The sequence below is a fragment of the Halopseudomonas pertucinogena genome, assembly GCF_014646575.1.
Taxonomy (GTDB): Bacteria; Pseudomonadota; Gammaproteobacteria; order Pseudomonadales; family Pseudomonadaceae; genus Halopseudomonas; species Halopseudomonas pertucinogena.
Genome location: NZ_BMNN01000001.1, coordinates 327,684 through 352,589 on the forward strand (window position 1 = coordinate 327,684; position 24,906 = coordinate 352,589).

The following is a 24,906-nucleotide window of genomic DNA, read 5'->3' on the forward strand; positions in this document are numbered from 1 at the left end:
ATCATGACCGGCACCGCCTATAACGGCCGGCAGGAGCGACACCTGCATCAGATCAACCGTCAGGACGGTACGCCCTGCGTCGCCTATTCTGCACCGGACTTCTTCGTTACCGAGCCATCGATGTTTGCTCCCAAGCGCAACGGCAACAAGGTACGGTTCTTTACCACCGGGGAGGACTACTTCAAGGATGTCGGCAATGCGATCCTCGGCGCGAAGACAAGCATTTTCATCACGGGATGGCAGATCAATCACGATGTTCTGCTTGATGGGCAGAAGACCCTATGGCAATACCTGCATCAGGCGTTGACAGTCAACTCGGAATTGAAGGTTTATATCATGCCTTGGCTGAGTCCGTCTGCCTCGGTAATGAATACCTACGATTTCGAAACCATGCTAGCCATCTTCCAGCTCAACGCCGGGCTGGAGAACGGCCCTCGCGCCTTTTGCACCCCGGCTATCCAGCAGAGCGACATGTCCGGTCTGGGCGCGACCTTCTCCCATCACCAGAAGAGCGTAGTGATCGATAACCGCATTGGCTATGTCGGTGGTATCGACTTGGCCTATGGGCGTTGCGATAACAACGACTACAGCCTGGATGCCAGCAAGCGGCTCGGCAATGACGCTTATAACCCCTGCATACCTCCGCTCGGCTGGATGCCTCAACATAAACACGTCAGCAAGAACGGGCTGCTGTTGGCCGCGCTGTTCGATCTGTCGAAGCCAGTACAGTTTTCCAGGCCGCCACTTCAAGTGGATGGCGCGGATTGGGTGGTAGACACTATCAACAGGCACGCCCCGCTGCCCAGCCGTGCTTCGCTGCTGAACAGCTTCAATTATCTTGCCAACTTCATCAACAGTCCTGCACCTGAATTCATGCAAGCGGCTGCGCGGCGCCTGGAGGCGGTTGGTCAAACAGTGGAGCAGGGTAGACGCAATCTGGTCAATCTGAAAATGGCCGTACTTGAGCGCATGGTTCGCGCCACCGCAGAACTGATCGAAGCGGACCTGGATTATCTGGATCCGGAGTTGCGGCAGCGTCTGCGCAGCTGGCTTGTTCAGCTGAAGAGCGCCCAGCAGCTCAACCGGGCGTTGCAGCTGCGCAGCCAGCATTTGATTACCGAATGGATGACCACATCCGAGCTGGGAGGCGTCTTTTCCAAGCTGATGGATATCCGCTTCGATAACATTCCGGCCGGGGCGTTGAAGCCTGCCTCTGAGCTGGCCAATTCCTTGCTCTGGTATCTGTACGGGCTGTTGCAACGCCAGACTCAGGATAACGAGGGGCCTTATCCCTATCTGCTGCAACATCCGCAGCCGTTGGCCTCTCCGGACAACAGCACACTGGCGGCGAACCAGCCGCGTATGCCTTGGCACGATGTGCATTGCCGCATCGAAGGCCCGTCAGTTTACGACCTGTCGCGCAACTTCATTGACCGCTGGAACGGACAGCAGGCCTATCTCGTTGATACCCCTCCGCCGCAGGACACTCGGCTTATCCGGCGGATGTTGGAAACGCTGATGACCTGGGTAAACCGGATCCTTGAGAAGGCACGCCTGGAAAACTATCTCCAGTTCGACATTCGCCTGGACCTGAAGCATCCCGAACCGGTCTGGATCCACGCCGCACCGCTATTGCCTATCTATCCTCCGATGCAGCCGGGCGGGGTGGCAGTCCAGGCCCTGCGTAGCGCAGCCAACAATATGCTGCAGCAGGAACAGAGGGGGCGCGCCGCTGCAGGGGTCAGCCTTGATGCGCTGCCGGGTTTCGCCAGTACCGGGGTACAGGCCAATTGTAGGAGCGCGATGCTCCAGGCTATTTCAAGCGCGCAGCATTTTATCTATATCGAAAGCCAGTTCTTCCAGAGCGACTTTGGTGCTGAGGGCGAGCTTAATCCCCTGCTGCCACTCTCAGGCCCCATGAGTCGCTTGCGTACCGCAGATCACTTGCCGCGTGACTTGGTCGAGCGGGTGAATTTGCGCGAGGCATTGGAGAAAGAGGATATCTGGCTGCTGAACTGGGGGGAGGTCGATGCGATCGCCCGCAACCCCGACCCAGTGTGCGAAGCGTTTCTTGCGGAGCTGCGCAGTATTACTGCGCTCAATGCGAAAGGCTGGGCCAGCCAGCGTTTGGGGCAGGAGCAGCAGGGGATCATCAACGATATCGGCGCGGCGTTGGCAGACCGGATTGGGCGCGCCATCGACGAAGGACGACCTTTTCACGTGTACATGGTGCTACCCGTCCATCCAGAGGGACCACTGAACGAGCCGACCATCATGCACCAGGTTCACCTGACCATGCAGAGTTTGGCGTTCGGCGAGAAGAGTCTGATCAAACGCATTCAGAGGTATATGGCAACCCGCGCCTTTATGGACCGGGGGGACAGCCTTGAAGAAGCGGAACAGAGGCTGAATAACCTCGATTCGACGGGCCGGCCGGTTTATGAGCAACAAGATTGGAGCCAGTATCTGACTCTACTGAATCTTCGCACCTGGGATGAGCTCGATGGGCAGGTGGTAACTGAACAAATTTATGTCCACAGCAAACTGCTGATTGCCGACGACCGGATTGCCATCCTCGGCAGCGCAAATATAAACGACCGTAGCTTGCTTGGCCCCCGCGATTCCGAGTTGGCCGTCATTGTGCGTGATGGCACGCCTGTATCGGTTGCGCTGGATGGTAAGTGCGAACAGCAGGTGAGCAAGGCGGTTCATGAATTGAGGATAAATTTGTGGAAGAAGCACTTTGGCCTGAATTTAGTAGGCAAATCCAAGGTATCGGCAGCGAACGAGCTAGGCGCACATCTGACCATGCCTGCCGCTGAAAAAACATGGAAAGCGATACAGTCGCGAGCTGAGAATAATTCACGCGCTTACGATCAAACGTTCAACTCGATTCCTCAGAACATTAGTCAGACACAGGATGTTCCCGACTCGCTTCGCGGTCAGTATCCCAATGGCTTTCCTGCCTCAGTTTGGCCTACTTGGGTATATACCGATTTGGAGGATTTTTCCGCAGGGGGGCGGCTTGCTGCACCAATGGCCTTTGAAGAGAGGTTCTGGCTCAGTTCTTTCGCGGTGCCATTCCCCCTAGGCGTTGCAGGATTTATCTGTCAGTTACCCACAATGTGGACTTTTGGCGAGAACAACAACTCCGGGATAAACGGGACTATCGTTGCAAAAAAAGGAAAACTGGACGGTGGCAGGGATAGGTATTCCGTCTTTGCCGATTCTCAGTCGCCGACCGGGGGCTCATCTGCTTCATGAAAATACTTATATTTGTAATCGGTGCCGTTTTGGGGTTTATATGTACATCGCTTCTGGCCGACAACCGTCAGGAATGTCTTGGGCGCCATATCTTTGAAGTTCCGGAAGATATTCAATGGGCGACTTTTCACCGAAATTACGTTCACCGAGTGTCGCAGGGAGGGGGCGGCCATGGGTTTAGCCTGAAGGTGGGGGCCAAGGGTGATCTAACTGTCTACGGCCCATATGGAGCCGTTATAAAGGTCAGCGAAGCTGTCGAGCGCGATGTGTTCGAAGCCGCAGCTAACTATCAGCTGGGTACTGGTCAGCTGAACCAGCAGCGGATCCTTAAGGACATTGAGATAGATAAGCGGCGGCTTTCAGAACTGCCCGGTTTTGGATACGGCCCGGAAGTGATTCAGAGGTTAGAAACGCAGATTTCAGAGCTGGAGGCTCAGGTCCCCCTTGCCTTGTACACCGTCCATGATCTGGGCATTCCAGATGCATACTTTATCGGCGACCGCGAACACCCCACCCACGCGTATCTTTACCGTAACCAGAGGATATACTACTTCGCTATGCGCCGTGCGGGAGCTGAGGGTACCCAGGCTTTCATCGATCTTATGTCCCGCTTCCAGCCGCGCGAGCTTTATGAGGTGCCCGACGGCCACGGCATCTGCATTCCTTATGGCTTTATTGCTGATGATGGCAAGACGCCTTATTCGATCAAAAACAGCTTGCGCTTCAGCAGCATTCCCAACGTGGTCTTCGCGCTAGTGACCGCCTCGGCCAGCGATCCCTGGCATAACAGATCTACCTCCGGGCTATACAACACAGATTTCCGCCCAGGTTACGACAGCAGCAAGTGGACCTGGCGAGAGTATGTTCAGCCGACGCATTTGGGCCAGTACAAGGTCAACCTACTCGGCTGGACTCTCGAGCCCAAGCCCGACTCGGGTGAGCAGGAGCGCGCCTGGTTCGGCTATGCCACCCACGGCGGCATGCTGAACCCGCGCCTTGCCGTACACATGCTCACCTTCGAAAAGGGCGTCGACGACTTGACCGAACACACACCACCTATGGATACAGTGCTGCCACGATGGGAGTCACTGGCCCGCACGCTGCGTTGGCGGGGAGAGTAGGCGGCGGAGTACTCGTGAAAAGGATTATCTCCCTCCTGGCTACAGCTTTTCTGCTGCCCGCCTGTGACGTTGCAAAAGACAGCGTCAATGAAGTAAACGGCATGTCCGGCGAACAGAGCATCACTATTCATATAAACGAGCCTATCTCGGAATTGCTGGGGCGTGCCCCGTCAACGTTCAGGGCAGACTGCTTGCAGCCAGCGATGATCTGTTGGTACAAGTTCCGCAAACCCTTTTCCTCCAGACGCCTTCCTTCAGTGAGCGTTATGGATGGTAGCGAGCAGCTTTTATATCTTGAAGAGACGGCAGGTATCACCATAGTCATTGATGAGGAGCTGGGAAGTGAAATCAGAGATATCAGCTTTTCGCTCAGCGGGCTGCCGGATAATACCCCTCACAAGGCCAATAAGGACAATATATACGGGCGCATTCAAGACCTCCTCAAGCAGGGCTGGAGGCACATGTATCACTTCCCGGCCCCCCGTATCCCGGGCGATCAGGCTGGCAGGCTTACCGATGCCCGTGGGCATAGCCTGGCCCACCCTTGGTTCGACCCCCGGTATGAGTTCTCGCTCGATAACTGGATAAAGTTTCGCAGGACCTATCACTGGTACCTCCACAAGGACGGCTACTACCTGCATTTAAGCGTGCGTCGAGAAAACTCTGAAATGGAGCCGCTTGAATCAGGTACATACCTTACGAGTCTTGAGCTCATGACCGAAGAAAGTTACTGGCGCAAGCATTTCGAATATGAGCAGAAGGCACAGTGGAAAGAACTCCTTCCAGAGCTTCTGGAAGAATATCGCCAGCAGCGGGCGGCAAGGGAAGAAGCGGCGATAGCGGCGGGAATACGAATCGAGGATGACTATCGAGACCCGTACATACGTGAGCTTGCAAAGCGAAACGACAACTGAAATCAATCCTCGTCTGGCCGTATACATGCCCACCTTCGAAAAGGGTGCCAGACAATCTGGTCGAACACCCTCCGCTCATGAACAGTCCGTCCCCGCTGGGAGAAACGCGGACTCACACGCTGCGTTTGAGGGAGGAGAGCAGGTGATGCAGCTGGCGCCATTGCACAATTCTGTCGTTCTCTTGTGCCTCGCTTGTTGGGCGGCACTGTCAGGGTGCGATCGCGATACGAGCATTGGTGCCCAGGAACTTGATCAGCGGCTGGCCCGGCCCCGGCTCGAAGCCAACGCACTGGATGGCCTGGTCTTTATCGAAGGCGGCACCTCACCATGGGCGACTTTGATCTGTTGGCTCGATTAGGTTCGGATCAGCAAGCGCTCGCTTTGTTGGAAGAGTTGGAAAAGGTCGCCCCGCAGATATTCGAAATGAGTTGCCATGGCGAACGTTTGAAGCAGGTGGAGCGCGCGCTATCGCTGGGGCGCCATTCGGGCTTGAGTCACGCAGAAGATCAGCTGTTATTTGCGACGCTTACATTGTTGGAAGGTCGCACGCCCGACCACTATGACTATTGGTCCGAGGTACTGCGCATGGTTGAGGAGGAGTCGATAACCCTGGGGCACGCACTTGAGCAGGTAATGGAGGAGAGGTCTGATGACCCGGTTATATCATAAGTGGCTCATCATGCCGAAGGCGGTGCGCTGGCCCTTGGTGATCCTGTTCTATCTGTCTCTGATCAGCACCTATGTTCTGTGGCAGAACCAGCGTTCTGGTGGGGTCTACCTATATGGTCACAACCATACCGACCGCCCGATTTTTAGTTACTGGGTCGATGATAACTGGGGCGGCAATGGGGGTGTGACCTGCTGCTGGCGCATCCGAGGCGAGACCTTGAGGGTGGCATGGATTGTAAGCAGGACGCGAGCCCAGGCTGAACAGGGCATGGAGGAGATGCGCCATGAAGTCGAGCTCCCCAATCCGCCTCGAGAGCGGGATGATCTCTATCTGCATGTGCACTTCTTTCCGGGAAACCAGGTGCGGCTGGCCTGGGCCCCGGGGCATGGCACCCCCTATGCGGGCTTCAAGGAAGCGCCGGTTGCGGGCATTGCTCCATGAATAGCGTTGTGATTGTTGACCAGAGCAAGAGGAAGCCGCTACCCAAAGCACGCCAGGGTAGATGCGAACCGGTAATGATCTCGTTTCATCGGAGGAAGTGCGAATGACAGCTCATAACGCTCTGGAGTTGGGGCAGACAACCAGTGCGCGTAGCTACCGCCCGACAGTACCCTTGGCTTGTGGTAAAACGCTGCATTACGGATTCTTCTTCGATGGTTTTAGGAGAAATCTGGAAGCAGACCTGAGAGAAAATCGAACCAGCAATATTGGCAGGCTTTTTCTTGCTCATCAGTTTGATTCTCCAAATGCATCTGTAGACGTTTTCAATGCCTATAGGAAGGTTTATCTGAGCGGCCTCGGCGCAAAGTTTGATACAGCTATCGGAGAGTTGAGCGGCGAGATGCCCTTACGCACCATAAAAATCTCCGTATTCGGCTTCGACTTCGGAGCGACGCTGGCCAGAGCCTTCGTCTATACACTGCTCGAGCGCAGCCGGCAGTCGGGCGACGCCCTCGTCTATCGGAATGCGCGGTTGGAAATTGTCTTTGCAGGCTTGTTCGACGCAGTGGACCGAACCGCAGCCAGCGTACCTCTTCTGGAGTTTTTCCTGCCCACGACCAATAGGATCGATGACGGTGGCTTGGTGCCTGTGCCTGTGCAGGTGAAATCGGTGCTCCACCTGGGCGCGGCGCATGAGCGGCGCTTCTATCGGCGAGCGCGCTTGCTTGGAAGCGCTCGGCGCGGTTGGCGGGAAGAGCTGATGCCGGGGGTCAGCGAGGATATTGGGGGCGGATTGGCGCCTGGCGAACAAAAGCCCAGCAATGAATTGGCGCTGGTCAGTCTGCATAGGATGTATCGAGCTGCCTCCCATGCCGGCGCGGCATTTCCCGCTCTGGATGGTCTTGCAGAGAAGGATGTGAACGTAGCGGAGCTATTTGTTTATAACGACCACACACCGGCCGGGCATAGCGTATCGGGTCTGGCTCTCCGCTATCAGCGCTGGGTTGGCCATCGGCAGCCGGGGCATGAAGCTTTTCTGCACCACATGCGCTATTACATCCGTTGGCTTGCCAGTAGGTGGCAAGCCTATCGCCTTGAGCTGAATGCGTTGGCGGAGCGGGAAGAGGAGCTCCATCAAGGTCCATTTGGTCGCTCTTCCACACTCACCCAATTACTAGGCAGGGGCACGGAAACACAAGACCAGAGACAGCAGCGTATCGATCAGTTACACAAAATCCAGCAGCGACGCCGCGAACTTGAGACCAGCTCCCGCTGGTTGCGTGAGGTGGATGCCGAAGCTAGGGACATGCGCACCCGGCTGCGGGCAAACGGTGCGCAGGCTGTCCCGCATCGGCAGGCCTTGGAGGTCTGGCTGGTGTTGCTCGCCGAGTGGTTCGAGCCCCAGCCCCTCGAGGCGGAAATCGCCGAGCTGTTTGAGCACTTCGTGCACGACATGCTGGTCCCCACACCGATGCAACGTATGGGATCGACCTGGTTTGGGGGCGAAAACTTCTTCACCATTCGCGGTTTTGACCGGCCTAATGAAAAACGGTCAACGGCTTGGCAGCCATCACTGGAAACCTGTTGAACGGCGAAGCATCGGAACCCGGCCCTCCAACTTCCCGGGAATGTCGAGTTCCATCTCGACACAACGTACCCACAGCAACCCAACGTACCCACAGCAACCCCAGTGGCCGGGATGGAACCCGGCCAATTACCCACCCGCTGGACGCGGGGGGAAAACAACAAGTCGGGGATCAATAAGACGATTTTGGCTGGCAACACGGAACAATCCGACGAACATCAGACTAATACAGCAATAGCACGTGTAGATGGCACAGAGGGGCAATACCATTCATGAAGTACCTTATCCTAATGACCACGGCTGCCCTCGGACTGGTGTGTAGCCCAGTTCTGGCCAACGAACTGCGGAAAGAGTGTCTTGGGCGTCATGTCTTTGAGGTGCCCGAAGATATAGAGTGGGCTGTTTTCCATCCCGAATATATCAATCGTGTATCCGAAGGCGGGGGGCATGGTTTCGGGCGGAAAGTAGGTGCAAAGGGCGATTCCACCGTCTATGGCCCCTATGGCAGCACTATCAAGGTCAGTGCTATTGTCGAACGCTCCCAGTTTGAAGCAGCAGCCGAATACCAAATCGGTACAGGTAGGCTATATCAGAAACAGTTGCTAAAGGATCTTGAGTCCCATAAACGACTCTTGGAACAGTTCGAAAGTGGTGATTATCCAAATAGCATTGTCGAAGATCGTTTAAGGCGTATAAATGAAATCAAGAAGAAAATTCCTCTAGCTATCCCAACCGTGCATGAGCTGGATATTCCCGACGCCTACTTTATCGGCGATCACGAATATCCTACCCACGCCTATCTTTACCGTAACAGTCGAGTGTACTTTTTCACCACGCAACGAGCCGGAAACGAGGGCGCTCGGGCCTTTATCGATCTGATGTCACGCTTCCAGCCCCGCGAGCTTTATGAGGTGCCCGAAGAAAACGGCATATGCATTCCCTACGGTTTTATCTCCGATGACGGCAGGACGCCCTATTCGATCAAGAACAGTCTGCGCTTCACCAGCACACCTAATGTGGTTTTTACGCTGCTGACCGCCTCAGCCAGTGATCCTTGGCATACCACCTCCACTGCAGGGTTGTACGACACCGACTTCCGCCCAGGTTACGACAGCAGCAAATGGACCTGGCGCGAATATGTCCAACCCTCTTATCTGGGCCGCCACAAGGTCAACCTGCTTGGCTGGACTCTCGAACCCAAGCCCGACTCCGGCGAACAGGAACGCGCGTGGTTCGGCTACGCCACCCGTGGTGGCATGCTGAACCCTCGTTTAGCGGTACATATGCTCACCTTCGACAAAGGCGTCGATGACTTGACCGAACACACACCGCCTATGGACACAGTGCTGCCACAATGGGAAGCGCTGGCTCGCACGCTGCGTTGGCGAGGAGAGTAAGTGTGAGCACATACCCTTGCGCAACTTCAGCGCTCTATTCAGGGGGGGGGGCGGCTAGCTGCACCAATGGCCTTTGAAGAGAGGTTCTGGCTCAGTTATTTCGCCGTCCCTGCCTATGCTCAGTCGCCAACAGAGGACTCGTTTTCTTAATGAAAAAGTTTATGCCCCTAATCGTTGTCATTCTTGGGCTTATATCCACACCACTTATGGCCGAAATGCGCAGGGAGTGTCTCGGACGCCATATCTTTGAGGTAACGGAAGATATTCAGTGGGCGACTTTCCACCGAGATTATGTTCGCAGAATATCCCAGGGCGGAGGGCATGGATTTAGCCTCAAGGTAGGCGGCAAAGGGGATAACACCACTTACGGACCCTACGGCGTATTCATCTTGGTCAGCGATATGGTTGGACGCGATGTGTTCGAAGCCGCCGCTAATTACCATTTAGGAACTGGGCGGCTGAATCAGAAGCGCATCCTTGAAGATATAGAAGTCGATAGGCGGCGATTAGCCAAGCTGCCGGGGATGGGGTATGGCCCGGAAGTACTCGACAAACTCCGGCAGAAAATTGAAGATCAAGAGGCCTCGGTTCCCCTAGCCCTTTACACTGTGCACGACTTCGACATACCCGATGCCTACTTTATCGGCGACCGAGAGCACCCCACCCACGCGTATCTTTACCGTAACCAGCGGGTGTACTTTTTCGCGATGCAGCGAGCCGGCGAAGAGGGAACTCAGGCTTTTATCGATCTAATGTCCCGTTTCCAGCCGCGCGAGCTCTATGAAGTGCCCAAAGGCAACGGTATCTGCATTCCCTACGGATTTATCGCCGATGATGGCAAGGCCGCGTACTCAAGCAAAAACAGCCTGCGCTTCACCAAGACTGCCAACGTGATTTTCACTCTGGTGTCCGCCTCGGCCAGCGACCCCTGGCATAACAGCTCTACTTCAGGGCTGTATAACACAGACTTCCGCCCAGGCTATGACAGCAGCAAGTGGACCTGGCGAGAGTATGTTCAGCCGACACATCTGGGCCAGTACAAGGTCAACCTGCTTGGCTGGACGCTCGAGCCCAAGCCCGACTCGGGTGAGCAGGAGCGCGCCTGGTTCGGCTATGCCACGCACGGCGGGATGCTGAATCCGCGTCTGGCTGTACACATGCTCACCTTCGACAAAGGCGTCGACGACTTGACCGAACACACACCGCCTATGGATACAGTGCTGCCACGATGGGAGTCACTGGCCCGCACGCTGCGTTGGCGGGGAGAATAGAAACAAATACTATGCGTAACGTTAGCGCGCTAATGAGCATGACATGTCTGGCAATATTGCCCGGTTGTGACGATGGTCCAAGTGTCGGTGCGGAGGAGCTAAACCAGCGTCTGGCCCAGTTAGAAGAAAAAGCAAAGCAGAACATGGTTTTTATAGAAGGCGGCACCTTCACCATGGGCGACTTCGGTGCCGTTGGAGAGGACGGAGTCTGGCGTCCTTTCTTTCCTCCGACAGCGGAGCGAAATAAGGCACACACTGTTACGCTTTCCAGCTATTCGATAAGCAACCAGAAAACTACTTGGGAAGATTTTGATACTTACCTGATCGCTAACGACGGGGACGTTATCGAAAGAGTATTCAACGAAGAATGGAAAAGAGAGCCCTTTCAGAACGTCGGGTCCAGCCCGTTCTATTTGAGAAATCCTGCCCAGGTAACATGGAAAGAGGCAAATGATTACTGCTATTGGCTCGGCCAGCGTATCCAGCTTCCTTTAGCCTTGCCTACGTCGGCTCAATGGGAGTTTGCGGCGCGGAATCGAGGTAGCACAGAATGGATCTTTTCCACTCACGATGGGAAACCGCTGCATGTTCATCACGATCTTTATGAGCAGGTGGGGGAGGGCCCGGAATATGTTCCGGTAGGTAGTCGCCTGCCACCCAATCCGCTGGGTATCTACGACATGGCAGACAACGGAAAGGAGTGGGTAAGCGATTGGTTCTCGGATACCTGGTATCGGGATAACCCAGAAATAACGGACCCTACAGGGCCGGCGGATGGTACCGAAAAGGTGGTTCGTAACCTGGACTTCAGCTTTTCCCGCATAGGTATGCCGGAGTCAGTTCCAACTATCCATTCCGAGGATCGATTTCTTGTGACTCAATTCACTTTTCGCTGCGCGCTCCAGAGCAGCACAGAGGGCACTCAGGTTGAATAAGTTAACTATCCGATACCTGAAATGAGGAGCAGGTGATGCAGGCGTTATCACTGCGCAACGCTGTCGCTCTCTTGTGCCTCTCTTGTCTGGCGGCGCTGTCAGGGTGCAATCGCGATAGGGGCATTGATGCGCAGGAGCTTGATCAGCGCCTGGCCCGGCTCGAAGCCAAGGCCATGGGTGGCCTGGTCTTTATCGAAGGCGGCACCTTCACCATGGGCGACTTTGGCGCGGTAGGCGAGGACGGCATTTGGCGGCCTTTCTTCCCGCCCACTATCGAGGAGGATCAGCCGCATGAGGTCACGCTGTCGAGTTATTCGTTAAGTCGCCACAAAACCACATGGGAAGATTTCGATACTTACCTGCTCGCTAACGACTTGGATGTAATCGAAAGGGTATTCAACGAAGAATGGAAAAGAGAGCCTTTCCAGAGCGACGAGTCCAGTCCGTTCTATTTGAAAAATCCCGCCCAGGTTACATGGGAAGAGGCCAATGATTACTGCCATTGGCTCGGCCAACGTACACAGCTGCCCTTAGCATTACCTACGTCGGCGCAATGGGAGTTTGCCGCGCGGAATCGAGGCAGTACGGACTGGATCTTCTCCACTCATGACGGCAAACCGCTTCATGCTCACCGCGACCTCTATGAGCAGGTTGGGGAGGGTGCCGATTATGTTCCGGTTGGTAGCCGGCTACCGCTTAACCCTCTGGGTATCTACGACATGGCGGACAATGGGAAAGAATGGGTAAGCGATTGGTTTTCGGAAACCTGGTATCGGGATAATCCAACAATAACGGACCCTACTGGGCCAGCCGATGGTGCCGAGAAGGTGGTCCGTAACCTGGATTTCAGCTTTTCTCGCATCGGTATGCCGGAAACAGTTCAAACCATGCATTCAGAGGACCGTTTTCTAGTGACCCAATTTACTTTCCGCTGCGCCCTTCAGAGCCCCAATCCTCTGAAAGAATTTCGGGGCAAAGGCGGTGATTGACAGCTGATCGCGGCCTGACGAGCCGCAGCACATCACACAAGTCCAGCCCAGCGGCCAGCCCAACATGCGCCCACGGAGCAGCACGCATCGCTGGCCCCCACCGCCCCCCCTCGTTACAATCCTGCGGTTACCTACCATCCCCCCAATCAGGAAGAATATGAGCGTTCCCTTCGTCCATCTGCGTGTGCATACCGAGTTTTCGCTGGTTGATGGCCTGGTTCGGATCAAGCCGTTCGCCAAGGCGGTGGCGGCGGCCGGAATGCCGGCGGTGGCGGTTACCGATCAGAGCAACATGTGCAGCCTGGTCAAGTTCTACCGCTCGGCCATGGGCGCGGGGATCAAGCCGATCGTCGGGGTGGATATCTGGTTGACCAGCGAGGAGGACCCCGATCAGGTCAGCCGCATGACTCTGCTGGCGATGAACAACCAGGGCTACCGCAATCTCACCGAACTGATTTCCCGGGGCTACACCGAGGGTCAGCGCAACGGGCTGGCTACCGTCGAGCGTGATTGGGTGGCCGCTGCCAGCGAAGGGGTGATCGCTCTCTCCGGAGCGAAGGAAGGGGAGGTCGGTCAGGCCTTGCTTTCCAACGACCCGGCTCAGGCGGATCGTCTGCTGAAATACTGGATGGAAGTTTTTCCGGGGCGCTTCTATCTCGAACTGCAACGCACCAGCCGGCCCCGCGATGAAGAACATCTGCACGCCGCCGTCGCGCTGGCCGGTCGCCATGTCTGCCCTGTGGTTGCCACAAACGATGTGCGCTTCCTCAAGCGCGAAGATTACGAGGCTCATGAAACCCGCGTCTGCATCGGTGAAGGCCGTGTGCTGGGCGACCCGCGGCGTACCCGCCAGTACAGTGAAGAGCAGTACCTGAAGACCCCTGAGGAAATGGCCGCGCTGTTCTCGGATATCCCCGAAGCGCTGGCCAACAGTGTGGAGATCGCCAAGCGCTGTAACGTTGAGGTCAAGCTCGGCACCTACTTCCTGCCCGATTTTCCGGTGCCCGACGGCATGACCATGGATGATTACTTCCGCAAAGTCTCCCTCGAAGGACTGGAAGAACGCTTCAAGGTGATCCTCCCGCCCGACTCGGAAAACTACGAGGAGCGCCGCCAGGTCTATCTGGACCGGCTGAAGTTCGAACTGGATATCATCATCCAGATGGGCTTCCCGGGTTACTTTCTGGTGGTCATGGACTTCATCAAGTGGGCCAAGAGCAACGGCGTACCGGTGGGCCCTGGCCGGGGTTCGGGTGCCGGCTCGCTGGTCGCCTATGCATTGTTGATCACCGATCTGGACCCGCTTGAATACGACCTGCTGTTCGAGCGATTCCTCAACCCGGAACGGGTTTCCATGCCCGACTTCGACATCGACTTCTGCATGGAAGGCCGCGACCGGGTGATCGAATACGTGGCTGACACCTATGGCCGCGATGCGGTCTCGCAGATCATTACTTTCGGCACCATGGCCGCCAAGGCGGTGGTGCGTGACGTCGCCCGGGTGCAGGGCAAGTCCTACGGGCTGGCGGACCGGCTGTCGAAGATGATCCCCTTCGAGGTCGGCATGACCCTGCAGAAGGCCTACGAGCAGGAAGAGCCGCTGCGCGAATTCCTCGAGGTGGACGAGGAAGCCCAGGAAATCTGGGAAATGGCGCTCAAGCTTGAGGGCATCACCCGTAACGTCGGCAAGCACGCCGGTGGTGTGGTGATCGCGCCGACCAAGCTGACCGACTTTGCGCCCCTGTATTGCGACGAGGCCGGTGAAGGCCTGGTGACCCAGTTCGACAAGGACGACGTGGAAGCGGCGGGGCTGGTCAAGTTCGACTTCCTCGGGCTGCGCACCCTGACCATCATCGACTGGGCGCTGGACACCATCAATGCGATCCGCGCGGAAGAGGGCAAGCCGCCGCTGGATATCGACCGCATTCCGCTGGACGACGCACCCACCTACGCCATGCTGCAGAAGGCCGAGACCACGGCTGTATTCCAGCTGGAATCCCGCGGCATGAAGGAGCTGATCAAGAAGCTCAAGCCGGACTGCCTGGAAGACATGATCGCTCTGGTGGCATTGTTCCGCCCGGGCCCCCTGCAGTCGGGCATGGTCGACGACTTCATCAACCGCAAGCATGGTCGAGAGCAGATTTCCTATCCGCACCCGGATTACCAGTATGCCGGTCTCGAGCCGGTACTGAAGCCGACCTACGGCATCATCCTGTATCAGGAACAGGTGATGCAGATTGCCCAGATCATGGCTGGTTATACCCTTGGCGGCGCGGACATGCTGCGTCGGGCCATGGGCAAGAAGAAGCCAGAAGAGATGGCCGAGCAGAGGGCGATCTTCCTCGCGGGCTGCGAGAAGAACGGCATCTCGGCGGATCTGGCCGGCAACATCTTTGACCTGGTGGAGAAGTTCGCCGGTTACGGCTTCAATAAGTCGCACTCGGCGGCCTACGGTCTGGTCTCCTACCAGACGGCCTGGCTGAAAGCCCATTACCCAGCGCCGTTCATGGCGGCGGTACTCTCGGCGGATATGCACAACACCGACAAGGTGGTGACGCTGATCGAGGAGTGCCGCAGCATGAAGCTGCGGATGAAGGCGCCGGATGTGAATCTTTCTTCCTACAAGTTCACGGTGGATGACGGTGGCAGTGTGGTCTACGGTCTGGGGGCCATCAAGGGAGTAGGGGAAGGCCCGGTGGAGACCATCGTGCAGACTCGCCAGGAGGGTGGGCCGTTCACCGATCTGTTCGATTTCTGCGCCCGGGTCGATCTCAAGCGGATCAACAAGCGGGTGATGGAAGCGCTGATCCGCTCCGGCGCGCTGGACTCGCTCGGACCGTTCTTCCATACCGAGCAGCAGGCCTATCTGAAGGACGTGGACCGCAACCGTGCGGCACTGGCCGCCGCCATGGAAGAGGCCATCGCCGCCGCCGAGCAGACCCTGCGCAGTGCGGACAGCGGACATGATGACCTGTTCGGTGACCTGCTCGGTCCGGCGGCGGACCGGGATGTGTTCGAGGCCTATCGCAACGTTCGGGAATGGAGCTTCAAGGAACGCCTGCGCGGGGAGAAGGACACCTTGGGGCTCTACCTGACCGGACACCCGATCGACGAGTATGAACAGGAAGTGCGCCGCTTCGCACGCCAGCGGATCATTGACCTCAAGCCGTCCCGAGAGGCGCAGACCATCGCCGGTCTGGTCTTCGATATGCGGGTGATGAAGAGCAAGCGCGGAGACAAGGTAGGCTTCGTCACCCTGGATGACCGCTCCGCCCGGGTCGAGGTGTCGCTGTTCGCCGAAGCCTTCCAGGCTGCTCAGGCGCTGCTGCAGAAAGACGCGCTGCTCGTGGTGGAAGGGGAGGTGGCAGTGGACGATTTCTCCGGTGGCATGCGGGTGCGGGCCAAGCGGGTGATGAGCCTGGAAGAGGCCCGTACCGCCTTGCTCGACAGCGTGCGCATCAGCCTCGACACCCGGCGCCACGAGCCGTCCTGCCTCAGCCAGCTGGCGGGCGTGCTGCAGCAGTACAAGGGAGAATGCCCTGTTACCGTCGAGCTGCAACGCCCGGACGCCGAGGCTCTGCTTCGTCTTGGCGACGGCTGGCGGGTCGAGCCGGCGGACGAACTGGTGCAGACGCTGCGTGACCAGTTGGGCAAGGACAGCGTCTCTCTGCACTACAGATAGAAAAAGTACGGGGCGGACCGCTCGACGCGTTCCGACCATTCCCGTAAGGTAACGCAAAAATTACAGGACGCCCCGTGGGGGCTGTGGATAATCGTCGCTTATGATCAGAAGCCAGAAATACCTCGAATTCGAACAGCCGATCGCCGATCTGCAGGCCAAGATTGAAGAGCTGCGGCTGGTTGGCAGCGACAACTCGCTGAACATCACCGAGGAAATCACCCGCCTGCAGGCCAAGAGCCAGACTCTGACCGAGAGCATTTTCGCCAATCTCTCAAGCTGGCAGGTGACCCAGATGTCGCGCCATCCCCAGCGTCCCTACACGTTGGACTACATCAAACACATCTTCACCGACTTCGAAGAGTTGCACGGCGACCGTCACTTTGCCGACGACGCTGCCATTGTCGGAGGCATCGCCCGACTGGATGGTCGCCCCGTCATGGTCATCGGTCACCAGAAGGGCCGCGACGTGAAGGAGAAGGTGCGCCGCAACTTCGGCATGCCCAAGCCCGAGGGCTATCGCAAGGCCTGCCGTCTGATGCAGATGGCCGAGCGCTTCAAGATGCCGATCATCACCTTCATCGACACCCCGGGTGCCTACCCGGGCATCGATGCCGAGGAGCGCGGTCAGAGCGAAGCCATTGCCTGGAACCTGCAGGTCATGTCCCGTCTGAAAACCCCCATCATCTCGACCGTGATTGGCGAAGGTGGCTCCGGTGGGGCGCTGGCGATTGGCGTCTGCGACCGTCTGATGATGCTGCAGTATTCCATCTACTCGGTGATCTCTCCTGAAGGCTGCGCCTCGATCCTGTGGAAGAGTGCGGAGAAGGCCTCCGACGCCGCCGAGGCCATGGGCGTGACTGCGCCGCGGCTGAAGGAGCTGGGTCTGGTCGACAATCTGATCACCGAGCCGCTGGGTGGCGCCCACCGCGATGTGCCGGAAACCGCCTCCCGCATCAAGGCCCAGCTGCTGGCCGAACTGGAGCAGCTCGACCGCCGCACCACCGAGGAACTGCTGGACAGCCGTTACGAGCGGCTGATGGCGTTCGGACTCAAGTAATGCTCAATCTGCAGGATGTGCTGGGGCAACTGGCACCCTGCATGGATGCCCCGGTCTGCTGGCTGGGGCTGTCCGGCGGTCTGGATTCCATGGTGCTGCTCGAGGCCGTGGACCAGCTGCGGCGCCGGCATTCCCTTCCCCCCATCAAGGCCATCCATGTCCACCATGGTCTGCATCCCGACGCCGACAACTGGGTCGCCCATTGCCAGCACGAATGTGACGTTCGGCAGATAGAACTATCTGTTCATCGTGTGCGGCTACCCGAAGGCGGCAACGTGGAAGAACTGGCCCGGGATGCCCGTTACGGGGTATTCGAACAATGCCTGCAGCCCGGAGACTGGCTGCTGCTGGCGCACCACGCCGACGATCAGCTGGAGACCCTGCTGTTCCGGCTCATGCGCGGTGCCGGGGTGCACGGTATGACCGGAATGCCGGTCAGTCGTCCGCTCGGGCAGGGGCAGTTGTTGCGGCCGCTGTTGCGCTGGACCCGCGACCAGCTTGCCGACTGGGCTACTGCCCAGCAGTTGAGTTGGATAGAAGACCCGGCCAACGCCGACCCCCGCTATGCGCGTACCGCGCTGCGGCATCAGCTGCTACCCTGTCTGCGTGAACACTGGAGCACGTTGCCGGACAACCTGTTGCGTCTGGCCGGGCATGCCAGCGAGGCGGTGGTGCTGCTCGACGAGCGCGCCGATGAGGATCTGCAACGGGCCGCGACGCCGGTTGAGGATGGCTGGCTGGAGGGCTGGCCGAGTCTGGAACTCCAGGCACTGCTGCGGTTGAGCTCAGCCCGGCAGGCCAACCTCTTGCGCTACTGGCTGCGTCGCCATGGCCTGCGGCTGCCGGATCAGCGCCATCTGAACACCCTGCTGGAGCAGCTCAACGCCCAGCAGGACACTCAGCCCGAACTGGGAATGGCGGGCGCACGGATATACCGTTCGTCGGGCCGGCTCTGGCTGCTGCCGGGCGGCGGCATGCCGGCAGGCATTGAGCAGCCTCTGGTATCGCTGCAGAGCACAACACTGGCCGCAGGCAATGGCCGTCTGCTTGTCCAGAAGGGCGGACCGCTTATCTGGCAGGACGGCAACTGGCGGATCGCCTACCGTCGCGGCGGCGAGCAGATAAAGCTGCCGGGGCGACCGGCGCAGAGTCTGAAAAAGCTGTTTCAGGAGGCTGATATTCCTGCCTGGCTGCGCCCTGCGGTGCCCTTGCTATACTGCGACGACCAGCTGGTGTCCGTGGCTGGTCGCTGGAATGCGGAACAGATGCTGAAGGGGGCCGGGGCCGATGGATTCAGTGTGCGTTGGGAGCCGATTCCGCATTGAGCGGATTCGGGCTGTCTGGTATCCTGACTTCCCATCTTGACGAGACTTTCGTCTCCCTTCGAATTCCTGCGGTCGCGACCGCTTAACTTCAATCTACGGGTTCTTCATGACGCGCTACATCTTCGTCACGGGTGGTGTTGTATCTTCTTTGGGCAAGGGCATCGCCTCGGCATCCCTGGCGGCGATTCTCGAAGCACGTGGCCTCAAGGTCACCATGCTCAAACTGGACCCGTACATCAACGTGGACCCGGGCACCATGAGCCCGTTCCAGCACGGCGAAGTCTTCGTCACTGACGATGGAGCCGAGACCGACCTCGATCTGGGCCACTACGAGCGCTTCATCCGTACCCGCATGACCCAGAACAACAACTTCACCACCGGCCGCGTCTATGAAGATGTGCTGCGCAAGGAGCGCCGTGGTGATTATCTGGGCGCCACCATCCAGGTGATCCCGCACATCACCGACGAGATCAAGACCCGTATCATCCGCGGCGCCGGCGATGCCGACGTCGCCATGGTCGAGATCGGCGGCACCGTGGGCGACATCGAGTCGCAACCCTTCCTGGAGGCCATCCGCCAGCTGCGCCTGGAAGTGGGCGCCCGTCGCGCCATGCTCATGCACCTGACCCTGGTGCCCTTCATCGCCACCGCCGGTGAGACCAAGACCAAGCCGACCCAGCACTCGGTGAAGGAGCTGCGCTCCATCGGTCTGCAGCCGGACGTGCTGGTGTGCCGTTCCGAACAGCCGATCGACCTGTCATCCCGCCGCAAGATCGCCCTGTTCACCAACGTCGAAGAGCGCGCAGTGATCAGCCTGCCGGACGCCGATACCATCTACCGCATCCCCGGCATTCTCCATGCCCAGGGGCTGGATGATTACGTGGTCGAGCGCTTCGGTCTGGAATGCGGTGGCGCCGACCTCTCCGAGTGGGAGCGGGTGGTGGATGCCAAGCTGCATCCCGAGAAGGAAGTCACCGTCGCCATGGTCGGCAAGTACATGGAGCTGCTGGATGCCTACAAGTCGCTGATCGAGGCCATGAGCCACGCCGGCATCCAGAGCCGCACCAAGGTCAACCTGCGTTACATCGACTCGGAAACCATCGAGGAGAACGGCACCGGCCAGCTGGAAGACGTGGACGCCATTCTGGTCCCCGGCGGCTTCGGTCTGCGCGGTGTGGAAGGCAAGATTGCCGCGGCGCAGTATGCCCGGGAGAACAACATTCCCTACCTGGGCATCTGCCTGGGCATGCAGGTGGCGGTTATCGAGTTCGCCCGCAATGTGCTGGGCTGGAAGGACGCCAACTCCACCGAGTTCGACAAGACCAGCGAGCATCCCGTGGTCGGCCTGATCACCGAGTGGCAGACCGCCACCGGCGAGACCGAGACACGGGACGAAGGCTCCGATCTGGGCGGCACCATGCGCCTGGGCGCGCAGGAATGTGCGCTTGTCGAGGGCAGCAAGGCCCGTGAGGCCTACGGCCAGGATGTTATTGTCGAGCGCCACCGCCATCGCTACGAGGTCAACAACAACCTGTTGCCCGAGCTGGAAAAGGCGGGATTGCGCATATCGGGACGTTCCATGGACGGTGCCCTGGTGGAAATGGTCGAAGTCCCGGAACATCCGTGGTTCGTTGCCTGTCAATTCCATCCGGAGTTCACCTCCACCCCGCGTGACGGGCACCCGCTGTTCAGCGGCTTTGTTGACGCCGCACTGAAGCAGCGTGCAGCCAGAAAGATCTGAGGAGCAGAGCATGGCCCAGAAGATAGTACGCGTTGGCGATATCGAGATCGCCAACGACAAACCCTTTGTGCTGTTCGGCGGCATGAACGTGCTGGAGTCCCGTGACCTGGCCATGCGCATCTGCGAGGAATATGTCAGGGTGACCGAAAAGCTCGGCATCCCTTACGTGTTCAAGGCCAGTTTCGACAAGGCCAACCGTTCCTCGATCAGCTCGTTCCGCGGCCCTGGCATGGAAGAGGGGTTGAAGATCTTCGAAGAGATCAAGCGCACCTTCAACGTGCCGCTCATCACCGATGTTCATGAGCCCTATCAGGCCGCACCGGTGGCCGAGGTCTGCGACATCATCCAGCTGCCGGCCTTCCTGTCCCGGCAGACCGATCTGGTCGTGGCGATGGCGAAAACCGATGCCGTCATCAACATCAAGAAGGCGCAGTTCCTGGCCCCCCAGGAAATGCGCCACATCCTCACCAAGTGCGAGGAGGCCGGCAACGATCGGCTGATCCTCTGTGAGCGCGGTTCCAGCTTCGGCTACAACAACCTGGTGGTGGACATGCTCGGGTTCGGCATCATGAAGCAGTTCGAGTACCCGGTCTTCTTCGACGTGACCCACTCCCTGCAGATGCCCGGTGGTCGCAGTGATTCCGCAGGTGGCCGCCGCGCCCAGGTGACCGATCTGGCCAAGGCCGGTATGAGCCAGGGCCTGGCCGGCCTGTTCCTCGAAGCCCATCCCGACCCGGATAACGCCAAGTGCGATGGCCCCTGTGCCCTGCGCCTGGACAAGCTGGAGCCTTTCCTGGGCCAGCTCAAGGCGCTGGATGAGCTGGTGAAAAGTTTCCCGCAACTCGATACGGCCTGACCAACACCCAGGACGATTTCCTCTCAACTACACAAAACTGTTTCAGATGGAGAAAGCAGCAGCCATGGCGAAGATCATTGAAATCAAGGGTCGTGAAGTACTGGACTCGCGCGGTAACCCGACCGTTGAAGCGGATGTGATTCTGGAAGGTGGCATCGTTGGCAGTGCCTGTGCCCCCTCCGGCGCCTCCACCGGCTCGCGCGAAGCGCTGGAGCTGCGTGACGGTGACAAGAGCCGCTACATGGGCAAGGGTGTGCTCAAGGCCGTGGCCAACATCAACGGCCCGATCCGTGAACTGCTGACCGGCCGTGATGCGCTGGACCAGGCAGGCCTGGACCGCGCGATGATCGAACTGGACGGTACCGAGAACAAGGCCAAGCTGGGCGCCAACGCGATCCTCGCTGTATCCCTGGCCGCCGCCAAGGCCGCCGCCCAGGCCAAGGGCGTGCCGCTGTACGCGCACATTGCCGACCTGAACGGCACCTCCGGCCAGTACAGCATGCCGGTGCCGATGATGAACATCATCAACGGTGGCGAGCACGCCGACAACAACGTCGACATCCAGGAGTTCATGGTCCAGCCGGTGGGCGCCAAGACCTTCGCCGATGCCCTGCGCATGGGTGCCGAAATCTTCCATCACCTCAAGGCCGTACTCCAGGGCCGTGGTTTGAGCACCGCCGTGGGTGACGAAGGTGGCTTCGCGCCGAACCTGGCGTCCAACGAAGACGCCCTGGCCGCCATCGCCGAAGCCGTTGCCAACGCCGGCTACAAGCTGGGCGAGGACGTGACCCTGGCCCTGGACTGCGCCTCCAGCGAGTTCTACAAGGACGGCAACTACAACCTGTCCGGTGAAGGCAAGGTATTCAACGCCGAAGGTTTTGCCGACTACCTGGCCGGTCTGACCCAGCGCTACCCGATCATCTCCATCGAAGACGGCATGGACGAGTCCGACTGGGCCGGCTGGAAGGTGCTGACCGACAAGATCGGCGAGAAGGTCCAGCTGGTCGGTGACGACCTGTTCGTGACCAACACCAGGATCCTCAAGCGCGGCATCGACGAGAAGATCGGCAACTCCATCCTGATCAAGTTCAACCAGATCGGCTCGCTGACCGAGACCCTGGAAGCCATTCGCATGGCCAAGGCCGCCGGCTTCACCGCCGTCATCTCCCACCGCAGTGGCGAGACCGAGGACCACACCATTGCCGATCTGGCCGTGGGTACCGCCGCCGGCCAGATCAAGACCGGTTCGCTGTGCCGCTCCGACCGGGTGTCCAAGTACAACCAGCTGCTGCGCATCGAAGAGCAACTGGGTGACAAGGCTCCCTACAAGGGCCGTGCCGAGTTCCGCGGCTGATAGCCGGCAGAGGGCGGACCCTGGTCCGCCCCTAGGGAGAATCTGCGCTTGAAATGGCTCTGGGTAATATCGCTGGCCCTGCTCGCCGCCCTGCAGTATCGCCTGTGGGTCGGTGAAGGCAGTCTGGCGCATGTTGCCCAGCTCAAGCAGGAGATTGCCGAACAGCAGCGCGAGAACGAGAAGCTGCTGGAACGTAATCGCGTCCTGACCGCCGAAGTCATCGAGCTGAAGCAGGGGCTGGAGACCATCGAGGAACGTGCCCGTCACGAACTCGGCATGGTCAAGGAAGGCGAAACCCTGTTCCAGTTGAGTGGCGATGACTGACCCCCTCATTCCCTTCTGGGTGGTGATTCCTGCAGCGGGCGTCGGCTCGCGGATGCAGGCCGACCGCCCCAAGCAGTACCTGCCCCTTGCCGGGCGCACCCTCATCGAACATACCCTGGATTGCTTCCTCGGCCAGCCCGGCCTGCGGGGTCTGGTGGTGTGCCTGTCCGTGGATGATGGCTGGTGGCCGGATCTGCCCTGTGCCAGCGATGAGCGCATCCAGCGCGCCGATGGCGGAAGGGAGCGGGCGGACTCGGTGCTCAGCGGGCTGGACCGGCTGGTCGAGCTGGGTGCCGATGACGCTGACTGGGTGCTGGTGCATGATGCCGCCCGGCCCAATCTGGCCGAGTCCGATCTGCACCGTCTGCTGGCAGAATTGCGTGACGACCCGGTTGGCGGCCTGCTGGCCGTACCGGTACGCGATACCCTGAAAATGGTCGGTGCCGATGGCCGGGTGACTGGCACGCCGGACCGATCCCAGTTCTGGCAGGCCTATACGCCGCAGATGTTCCGCCTCGGTGCCTTGCGCCGTGCGCTGGGCGAGGCACTGGCCGCCGGCGCCAATATCACCGACGAAGCCTCGGCCATCGAATGGGCAGGGCAGGCGCCACGGCTGATCGAAGGCCGGGCGGACAATATCAAGGTCACCCGCCCGGAAGACCTGGAATTTCTGCGCCGGCGTTGAGCCGGCTTTTTCTATCCAGCTGGCTGAAGCCGTACCTTCTCGGGTTCAGCCCCGCACCAGCCGGTTGTTCTCGCGGCGCACGCGCACCGGCAGGGGTGTCGCCAGAGCCGCTGCCGCCTGCTCGCCGAGCAGCGCGGTCACCGTCTGCCTTGCCTGATCATCCATCTCGGCGTAGTGGTCCAGCGCCCGCTGCCACATCCACAGGTTGTAGGAAAACACCAGCCGCTCCTCCTCGGTATCGCCCACGCGGTAGCGCAGGCTGCCGATGGCGCGGGGGATTTCCAGGGTATCCGGATTGGCGTCGGCCCACTGCTGCAGCTGGCGCGCCGTCTCCTGCAGCACAGGAACCTGCTCGGTGAACATGCGCTGCAGCACCGGCAGCAGGGTGGGGGGGCAGCTCATCGTCAGGCAGGAAACCCCCGGCGGCGGGCGGATCTATCATCCGTTCCACCCAGGCTGCGACCTGGGGCGCCTTCTCGCGCATCAGCCGGCCCGAGGCCGGGTCCCGATAGAGGTGGGCATACAGGGGGCCGATCAGACCGTAATCGCCGATGCTGGGGCGACCCCCCAGCAGGAAGTCGTGCTCGGCAAAGTGCCGGTCCAGTTCCGCGAGCAGCGCCAGATAGCTCTGCTCCAGCGCCGCCCGGGAGTGCGGGGTAACGCCGAGCCGGGGCAGGGCACCGGCGAAGGGGCCGGAGGCTTCCAGACCGGCCTGATACTGCTCCCCGGCGCTGGCCTCGGGCAGGCGCACGCGACCGAATTCGGCAATGGCGAACTCGCGGTTCTCATCGATCATCCAGCGGTAGAGCATCGCCGGAATCACCAGCCATTCGTCACCGTAGGTCTCCAGCAGCAGGGCGATCAGCTTCTGGGAGGGGCCGGTGGGGTAGATGGCGGGTTCGGGAAACTGCTGCTCCAGATGGTCGATGATCTCGGTGGAGTCCTGCAGTACCTGGTCCTGCGGGGTGACCAGCACCGGGATGTAGCGCACCCCGGTGCGCGGAATGATCAGGTCGCGATAGACCTGGGGCGTGGCCAACTGCTCGGTGAAGGGGATGCCCTTGAACTGCAGATAGCTGCGTACCTTGCCGGTGTAGAGGGAAACCGGCGCGCCGATCAACTGATACATGGATCATCCTGTGTTCTGATTGTAATGAGCGCGGACCCACGCTGTGATCGGGTATTTTCGGGCTAAATGATCTTTGTTGCCACACCCGAATGTGGGTAACCTGTCCACTGTCGAGACAGATCTGCCCAGGTCAAAGCCAAATACAAGAACAGCAGTCGGGGCTCAG

General features: G+C 59.2%; 20 protein-coding genes. 18 read left to right on the plus strand and 2 right to left on the minus strand.

The window, feature by feature from the left end; genetic code table 11:
• Positions 1 to 3: 3 nt before the first annotated feature.
• The 18 genes from IEW63_RS01620 to ispD all read left to right on the plus strand — a co-directional run bounded on the left by IEW63_RS01620 (position 4) and on the right by ispD (position 23,611).
• Complete coding sequence (locus IEW63_RS01620) at positions 4 to 3,264, plus strand: phospholipase (RefSeq protein WP_229710266.1); 3,261 nt, start codon at positions 4 to 6, stop codon at positions 3,262 to 3,264.
• A complete protein-coding gene (locus IEW63_RS14580) occupies positions 3,261 to 4,385 on the plus strand; it encodes a T6SS immunity protein Tli4 family protein (protein WP_229710268.1) in 1,125 nt (374 codons plus the stop codon). Before IEW63_RS01620 ends, IEW63_RS14580 begins: the two co-directional genes overlap by 4 nt.
• Before the next feature lie 14 nt (positions 4,386 to 4,399).
• Entirely contained in the window at positions 4,400 to 5,299 is a 900-nt protein-coding gene (locus IEW63_RS01630; RefSeq protein ID WP_188634852.1) for a hypothetical protein, read from the plus strand.
• Positions 5,300 to 5,626: 327 nt separating this feature from the next.
• Complete coding sequence (locus IEW63_RS01635) at positions 5,627 to 5,968, plus strand: hypothetical protein (protein ID WP_188634853.1); 342 nt, start codon at positions 5,627 to 5,629, stop codon at positions 5,966 to 5,968.
• Positions 5,949 to 6,410: a DUF3304 domain-containing protein gene (locus IEW63_RS01640; RefSeq protein ID WP_188634854.1), complete on the plus strand. Its 462-nt coding sequence runs from the start codon at positions 5,949 to 5,951 to the stop codon at positions 6,408 to 6,410. Before IEW63_RS01635 ends, IEW63_RS01640 begins: the two co-directional genes overlap by 20 nt.
• A 103-nt stretch (positions 6,411 to 6,513) precedes the next feature.
• Positions 6,514 to 7,998 (plus strand): T6SS phospholipase effector Tle1-like catalytic domain-containing protein, encoded by a 1,485-nt coding sequence (locus IEW63_RS01645; RefSeq protein WP_229710270.1) that lies wholly within the window; start codon positions 6,514 to 6,516, stop codon positions 7,996 to 7,998.
• Between the two features lie 269 nt (positions 7,999 to 8,267).
• Positions 8,268 to 9,392 (plus strand): T6SS immunity protein Tli4 family protein, encoded by a 1,125-nt coding sequence (locus IEW63_RS14585; protein ID WP_229710272.1) that lies wholly within the window; start codon positions 8,268 to 8,270, stop codon positions 9,390 to 9,392.
• Positions 9,393 to 9,541: 149 nt separating this feature from the next.
• Positions 9,542 to 10,663 (plus strand): T6SS immunity protein Tli4 family protein, encoded by a 1,122-nt coding sequence (locus IEW63_RS01655; protein WP_229710274.1) that lies wholly within the window; start codon positions 9,542 to 9,544, stop codon positions 10,661 to 10,663.
• Positions 10,664 to 10,674: 11 nt separating this feature from the next.
• Positions 10,675 to 11,598 (plus strand): formylglycine-generating enzyme family protein, encoded by a 924-nt coding sequence (locus tag IEW63_RS01660; RefSeq protein ID WP_188634855.1) that lies wholly within the window; start codon positions 10,675 to 10,677, stop codon positions 11,596 to 11,598.
• A 35-nt stretch (positions 11,599 to 11,633) separates the two neighbouring features.
• Entirely contained in the window at positions 11,634 to 12,587 is a 954-nt protein-coding gene (locus IEW63_RS01665; RefSeq protein ID WP_188634856.1) for a formylglycine-generating enzyme family protein, read from the plus strand.
• 157 nt (positions 12,588 to 12,744) lie between these two features.
• Positions 12,745 to 16,269, plus strand: coding sequence for a DNA polymerase III subunit alpha (gene dnaE, locus IEW63_RS01670; RefSeq protein ID WP_188634857.1), 3,525 nt, complete (start codon positions 12,745 to 12,747; stop codon positions 16,267 to 16,269).
• Positions 16,270 to 16,369: 100 nt separating this feature from the next.
• Positions 16,370 to 17,326 (plus strand): acetyl-CoA carboxylase carboxyl transferase subunit alpha, encoded by a 957-nt coding sequence (gene accA / locus IEW63_RS01675; RefSeq protein WP_188634858.1) that lies wholly within the window; start codon positions 16,370 to 16,372, stop codon positions 17,324 to 17,326.
• Entirely contained in the window at positions 17,326 to 18,651 is a 1,326-nt protein-coding gene (tilS, locus tag IEW63_RS01680) for a tRNA lysidine(34) synthetase TilS (protein ID WP_188634859.1), read from the plus strand. Before accA ends, tilS begins: the two co-directional genes overlap by 1 nt.
• Positions 18,652 to 18,757: 106 nt before the next feature.
• The gene (gene pyrG / locus IEW63_RS01685; RefSeq protein ID WP_188634860.1) at positions 18,758 to 20,392 is read left to right on the plus strand and encodes a CTP synthase; all 1,635 of its coding nucleotides are present in this window, start codon (positions 18,758 to 18,760) and stop codon (positions 20,390 to 20,392) included.
• Between the two features lie 10 nt (positions 20,393 to 20,402).
• The gene (gene kdsA / locus IEW63_RS01690) at positions 20,403 to 21,248 is read left to right on the plus strand and encodes a 3-deoxy-8-phosphooctulonate synthase (protein ID WP_188634861.1); all 846 of its coding nucleotides are present in this window, start codon (positions 20,403 to 20,405) and stop codon (positions 21,246 to 21,248) included.
• 64 nt (positions 21,249 to 21,312) lie between these two features.
• The gene (gene eno, locus IEW63_RS01695; protein WP_188634862.1) at positions 21,313 to 22,602 is read left to right on the plus strand and encodes a phosphopyruvate hydratase; all 1,290 of its coding nucleotides are present in this window, start codon (positions 21,313 to 21,315) and stop codon (positions 22,600 to 22,602) included.
• Between the two features lie 42 nt (positions 22,603 to 22,644).
• The gene (ftsB, locus tag IEW63_RS01700) at positions 22,645 to 22,926 is read left to right on the plus strand and encodes a cell division protein FtsB (RefSeq protein ID WP_090536310.1); all 282 of its coding nucleotides are present in this window, start codon (positions 22,645 to 22,647) and stop codon (positions 22,924 to 22,926) included.
• The gene (gene ispD / locus IEW63_RS01705; RefSeq protein WP_188634863.1) at positions 22,919 to 23,611 is read left to right on the plus strand and encodes a 2-C-methyl-D-erythritol 4-phosphate cytidylyltransferase; all 693 of its coding nucleotides are present in this window, start codon (positions 22,919 to 22,921) and stop codon (positions 23,609 to 23,611) included. Before ftsB ends, ispD begins: the two co-directional genes overlap by 8 nt.
• 45 nt (positions 23,612 to 23,656) lie before the next feature.
• Here ispD and IEW63_RS14590 read toward each other — a convergent pair whose 3' ends face one another.
• Together IEW63_RS14590 and IEW63_RS01710 are read right to left on the minus strand one after the other, a co-directional pair.
• Positions 23,657 to 23,830 (minus strand): hypothetical protein, encoded by a 174-nt coding sequence (locus IEW63_RS14590; RefSeq protein WP_229710275.1) that lies wholly within the window; start codon positions 23,828 to 23,830, stop codon positions 23,657 to 23,659.
• Complete coding sequence (locus tag IEW63_RS01710) at positions 23,769 to 24,740, minus strand: glutathione S-transferase family protein (RefSeq protein ID WP_229710276.1); 972 nt, start codon at positions 24,738 to 24,740, stop codon at positions 23,769 to 23,771. Before IEW63_RS01710 ends, IEW63_RS14590 begins: the two co-directional genes overlap by 62 nt.
• Between the last annotated feature and the right edge of the window lie 166 nt (positions 24,741 to 24,906).

What these genes read in the sequence shown, in the direction of transcription:
- dnaE (WP_188634857.1), top strand. Translation starts at nt 12,745, where the DNA reads ATGAGCGTTCCCTTCGTCCATCTGCGTGTGCATACCGAGTTTTCGCTG.
- IEW63_RS01635 (WP_188634853.1), top strand. Translation starts at nt 5,627, where the DNA reads ATGGGCGACTTTGATCTGTTGGCTCGATTAGGTTCGGATCAGCAAGCG.
- kdsA (WP_188634861.1), top strand. Translation starts at nt 20,403, where the DNA reads ATGGCCCAGAAGATAGTACGCGTTGGCGATATCGAGATCGCCAACGAC.
- IEW63_RS01640 (WP_188634854.1), top strand. Translation starts at nt 5,949, where the DNA reads ATGACCCGGTTATATCATAAGTGGCTCATCATGCCGAAGGCGGTGCGC.
- IEW63_RS14580 (WP_229710268.1), top strand. Translation starts at nt 3,261, where the DNA reads ATGAAAATACTTATATTTGTAATCGGTGCCGTTTTGGGGTTTATATGT.
- eno (WP_188634862.1), top strand. Translation starts at nt 21,313, where the DNA reads ATGGCGAAGATCATTGAAATCAAGGGTCGTGAAGTACTGGACTCGCGC.
- IEW63_RS14585 (WP_229710272.1), top strand. Translation starts at nt 8,268, where the DNA reads ATGAAGTACCTTATCCTAATGACCACGGCTGCCCTCGGACTGGTGTGT.
- IEW63_RS01665 (WP_188634856.1), top strand. Translation starts at nt 11,634, where the DNA reads ATGCAGGCGTTATCACTGCGCAACGCTGTCGCTCTCTTGTGCCTCTCT.
- IEW63_RS01655 (WP_229710274.1), top strand. Translation starts at nt 9,542, where the DNA reads ATGAAAAAGTTTATGCCCCTAATCGTTGTCATTCTTGGGCTTATATCC.
- pyrG (WP_188634860.1), top strand. Translation starts at nt 18,758, where the DNA reads ATGACGCGCTACATCTTCGTCACGGGTGGTGTTGTATCTTCTTTGGGC.
- IEW63_RS01620 (WP_229710266.1), top strand. Translation starts at nt 4, where the DNA reads ATGACCGGCACCGCCTATAACGGCCGGCAGGAGCGACACCTGCATCAG.
- IEW63_RS01645 (WP_229710270.1), top strand. Translation starts at nt 6,514, where the DNA reads ATGACAGCTCATAACGCTCTGGAGTTGGGGCAGACAACCAGTGCGCGT.
- accA (WP_188634858.1), top strand. Translation starts at nt 16,370, where the DNA reads ATGATCAGAAGCCAGAAATACCTCGAATTCGAACAGCCGATCGCCGAT.
- ispD (WP_188634863.1), top strand. Translation starts at nt 22,919, where the DNA reads ATGACTGACCCCCTCATTCCCTTCTGGGTGGTGATTCCTGCAGCGGGC.
- tilS (WP_188634859.1), top strand. Translation starts at nt 17,326, where the DNA reads ATGCTCAATCTGCAGGATGTGCTGGGGCAACTGGCACCCTGCATGGAT.
- IEW63_RS01660 (WP_188634855.1), top strand. Translation starts at nt 10,675, where the DNA reads ATGCGTAACGTTAGCGCGCTAATGAGCATGACATGTCTGGCAATATTG.
- IEW63_RS01710 (WP_229710276.1), bottom strand. Translation starts at nt 24,740, where the DNA reads ATGTATCAGTTGATCGGCGCGCCGGTTTCCCTCTACACCGGCAAGGTA.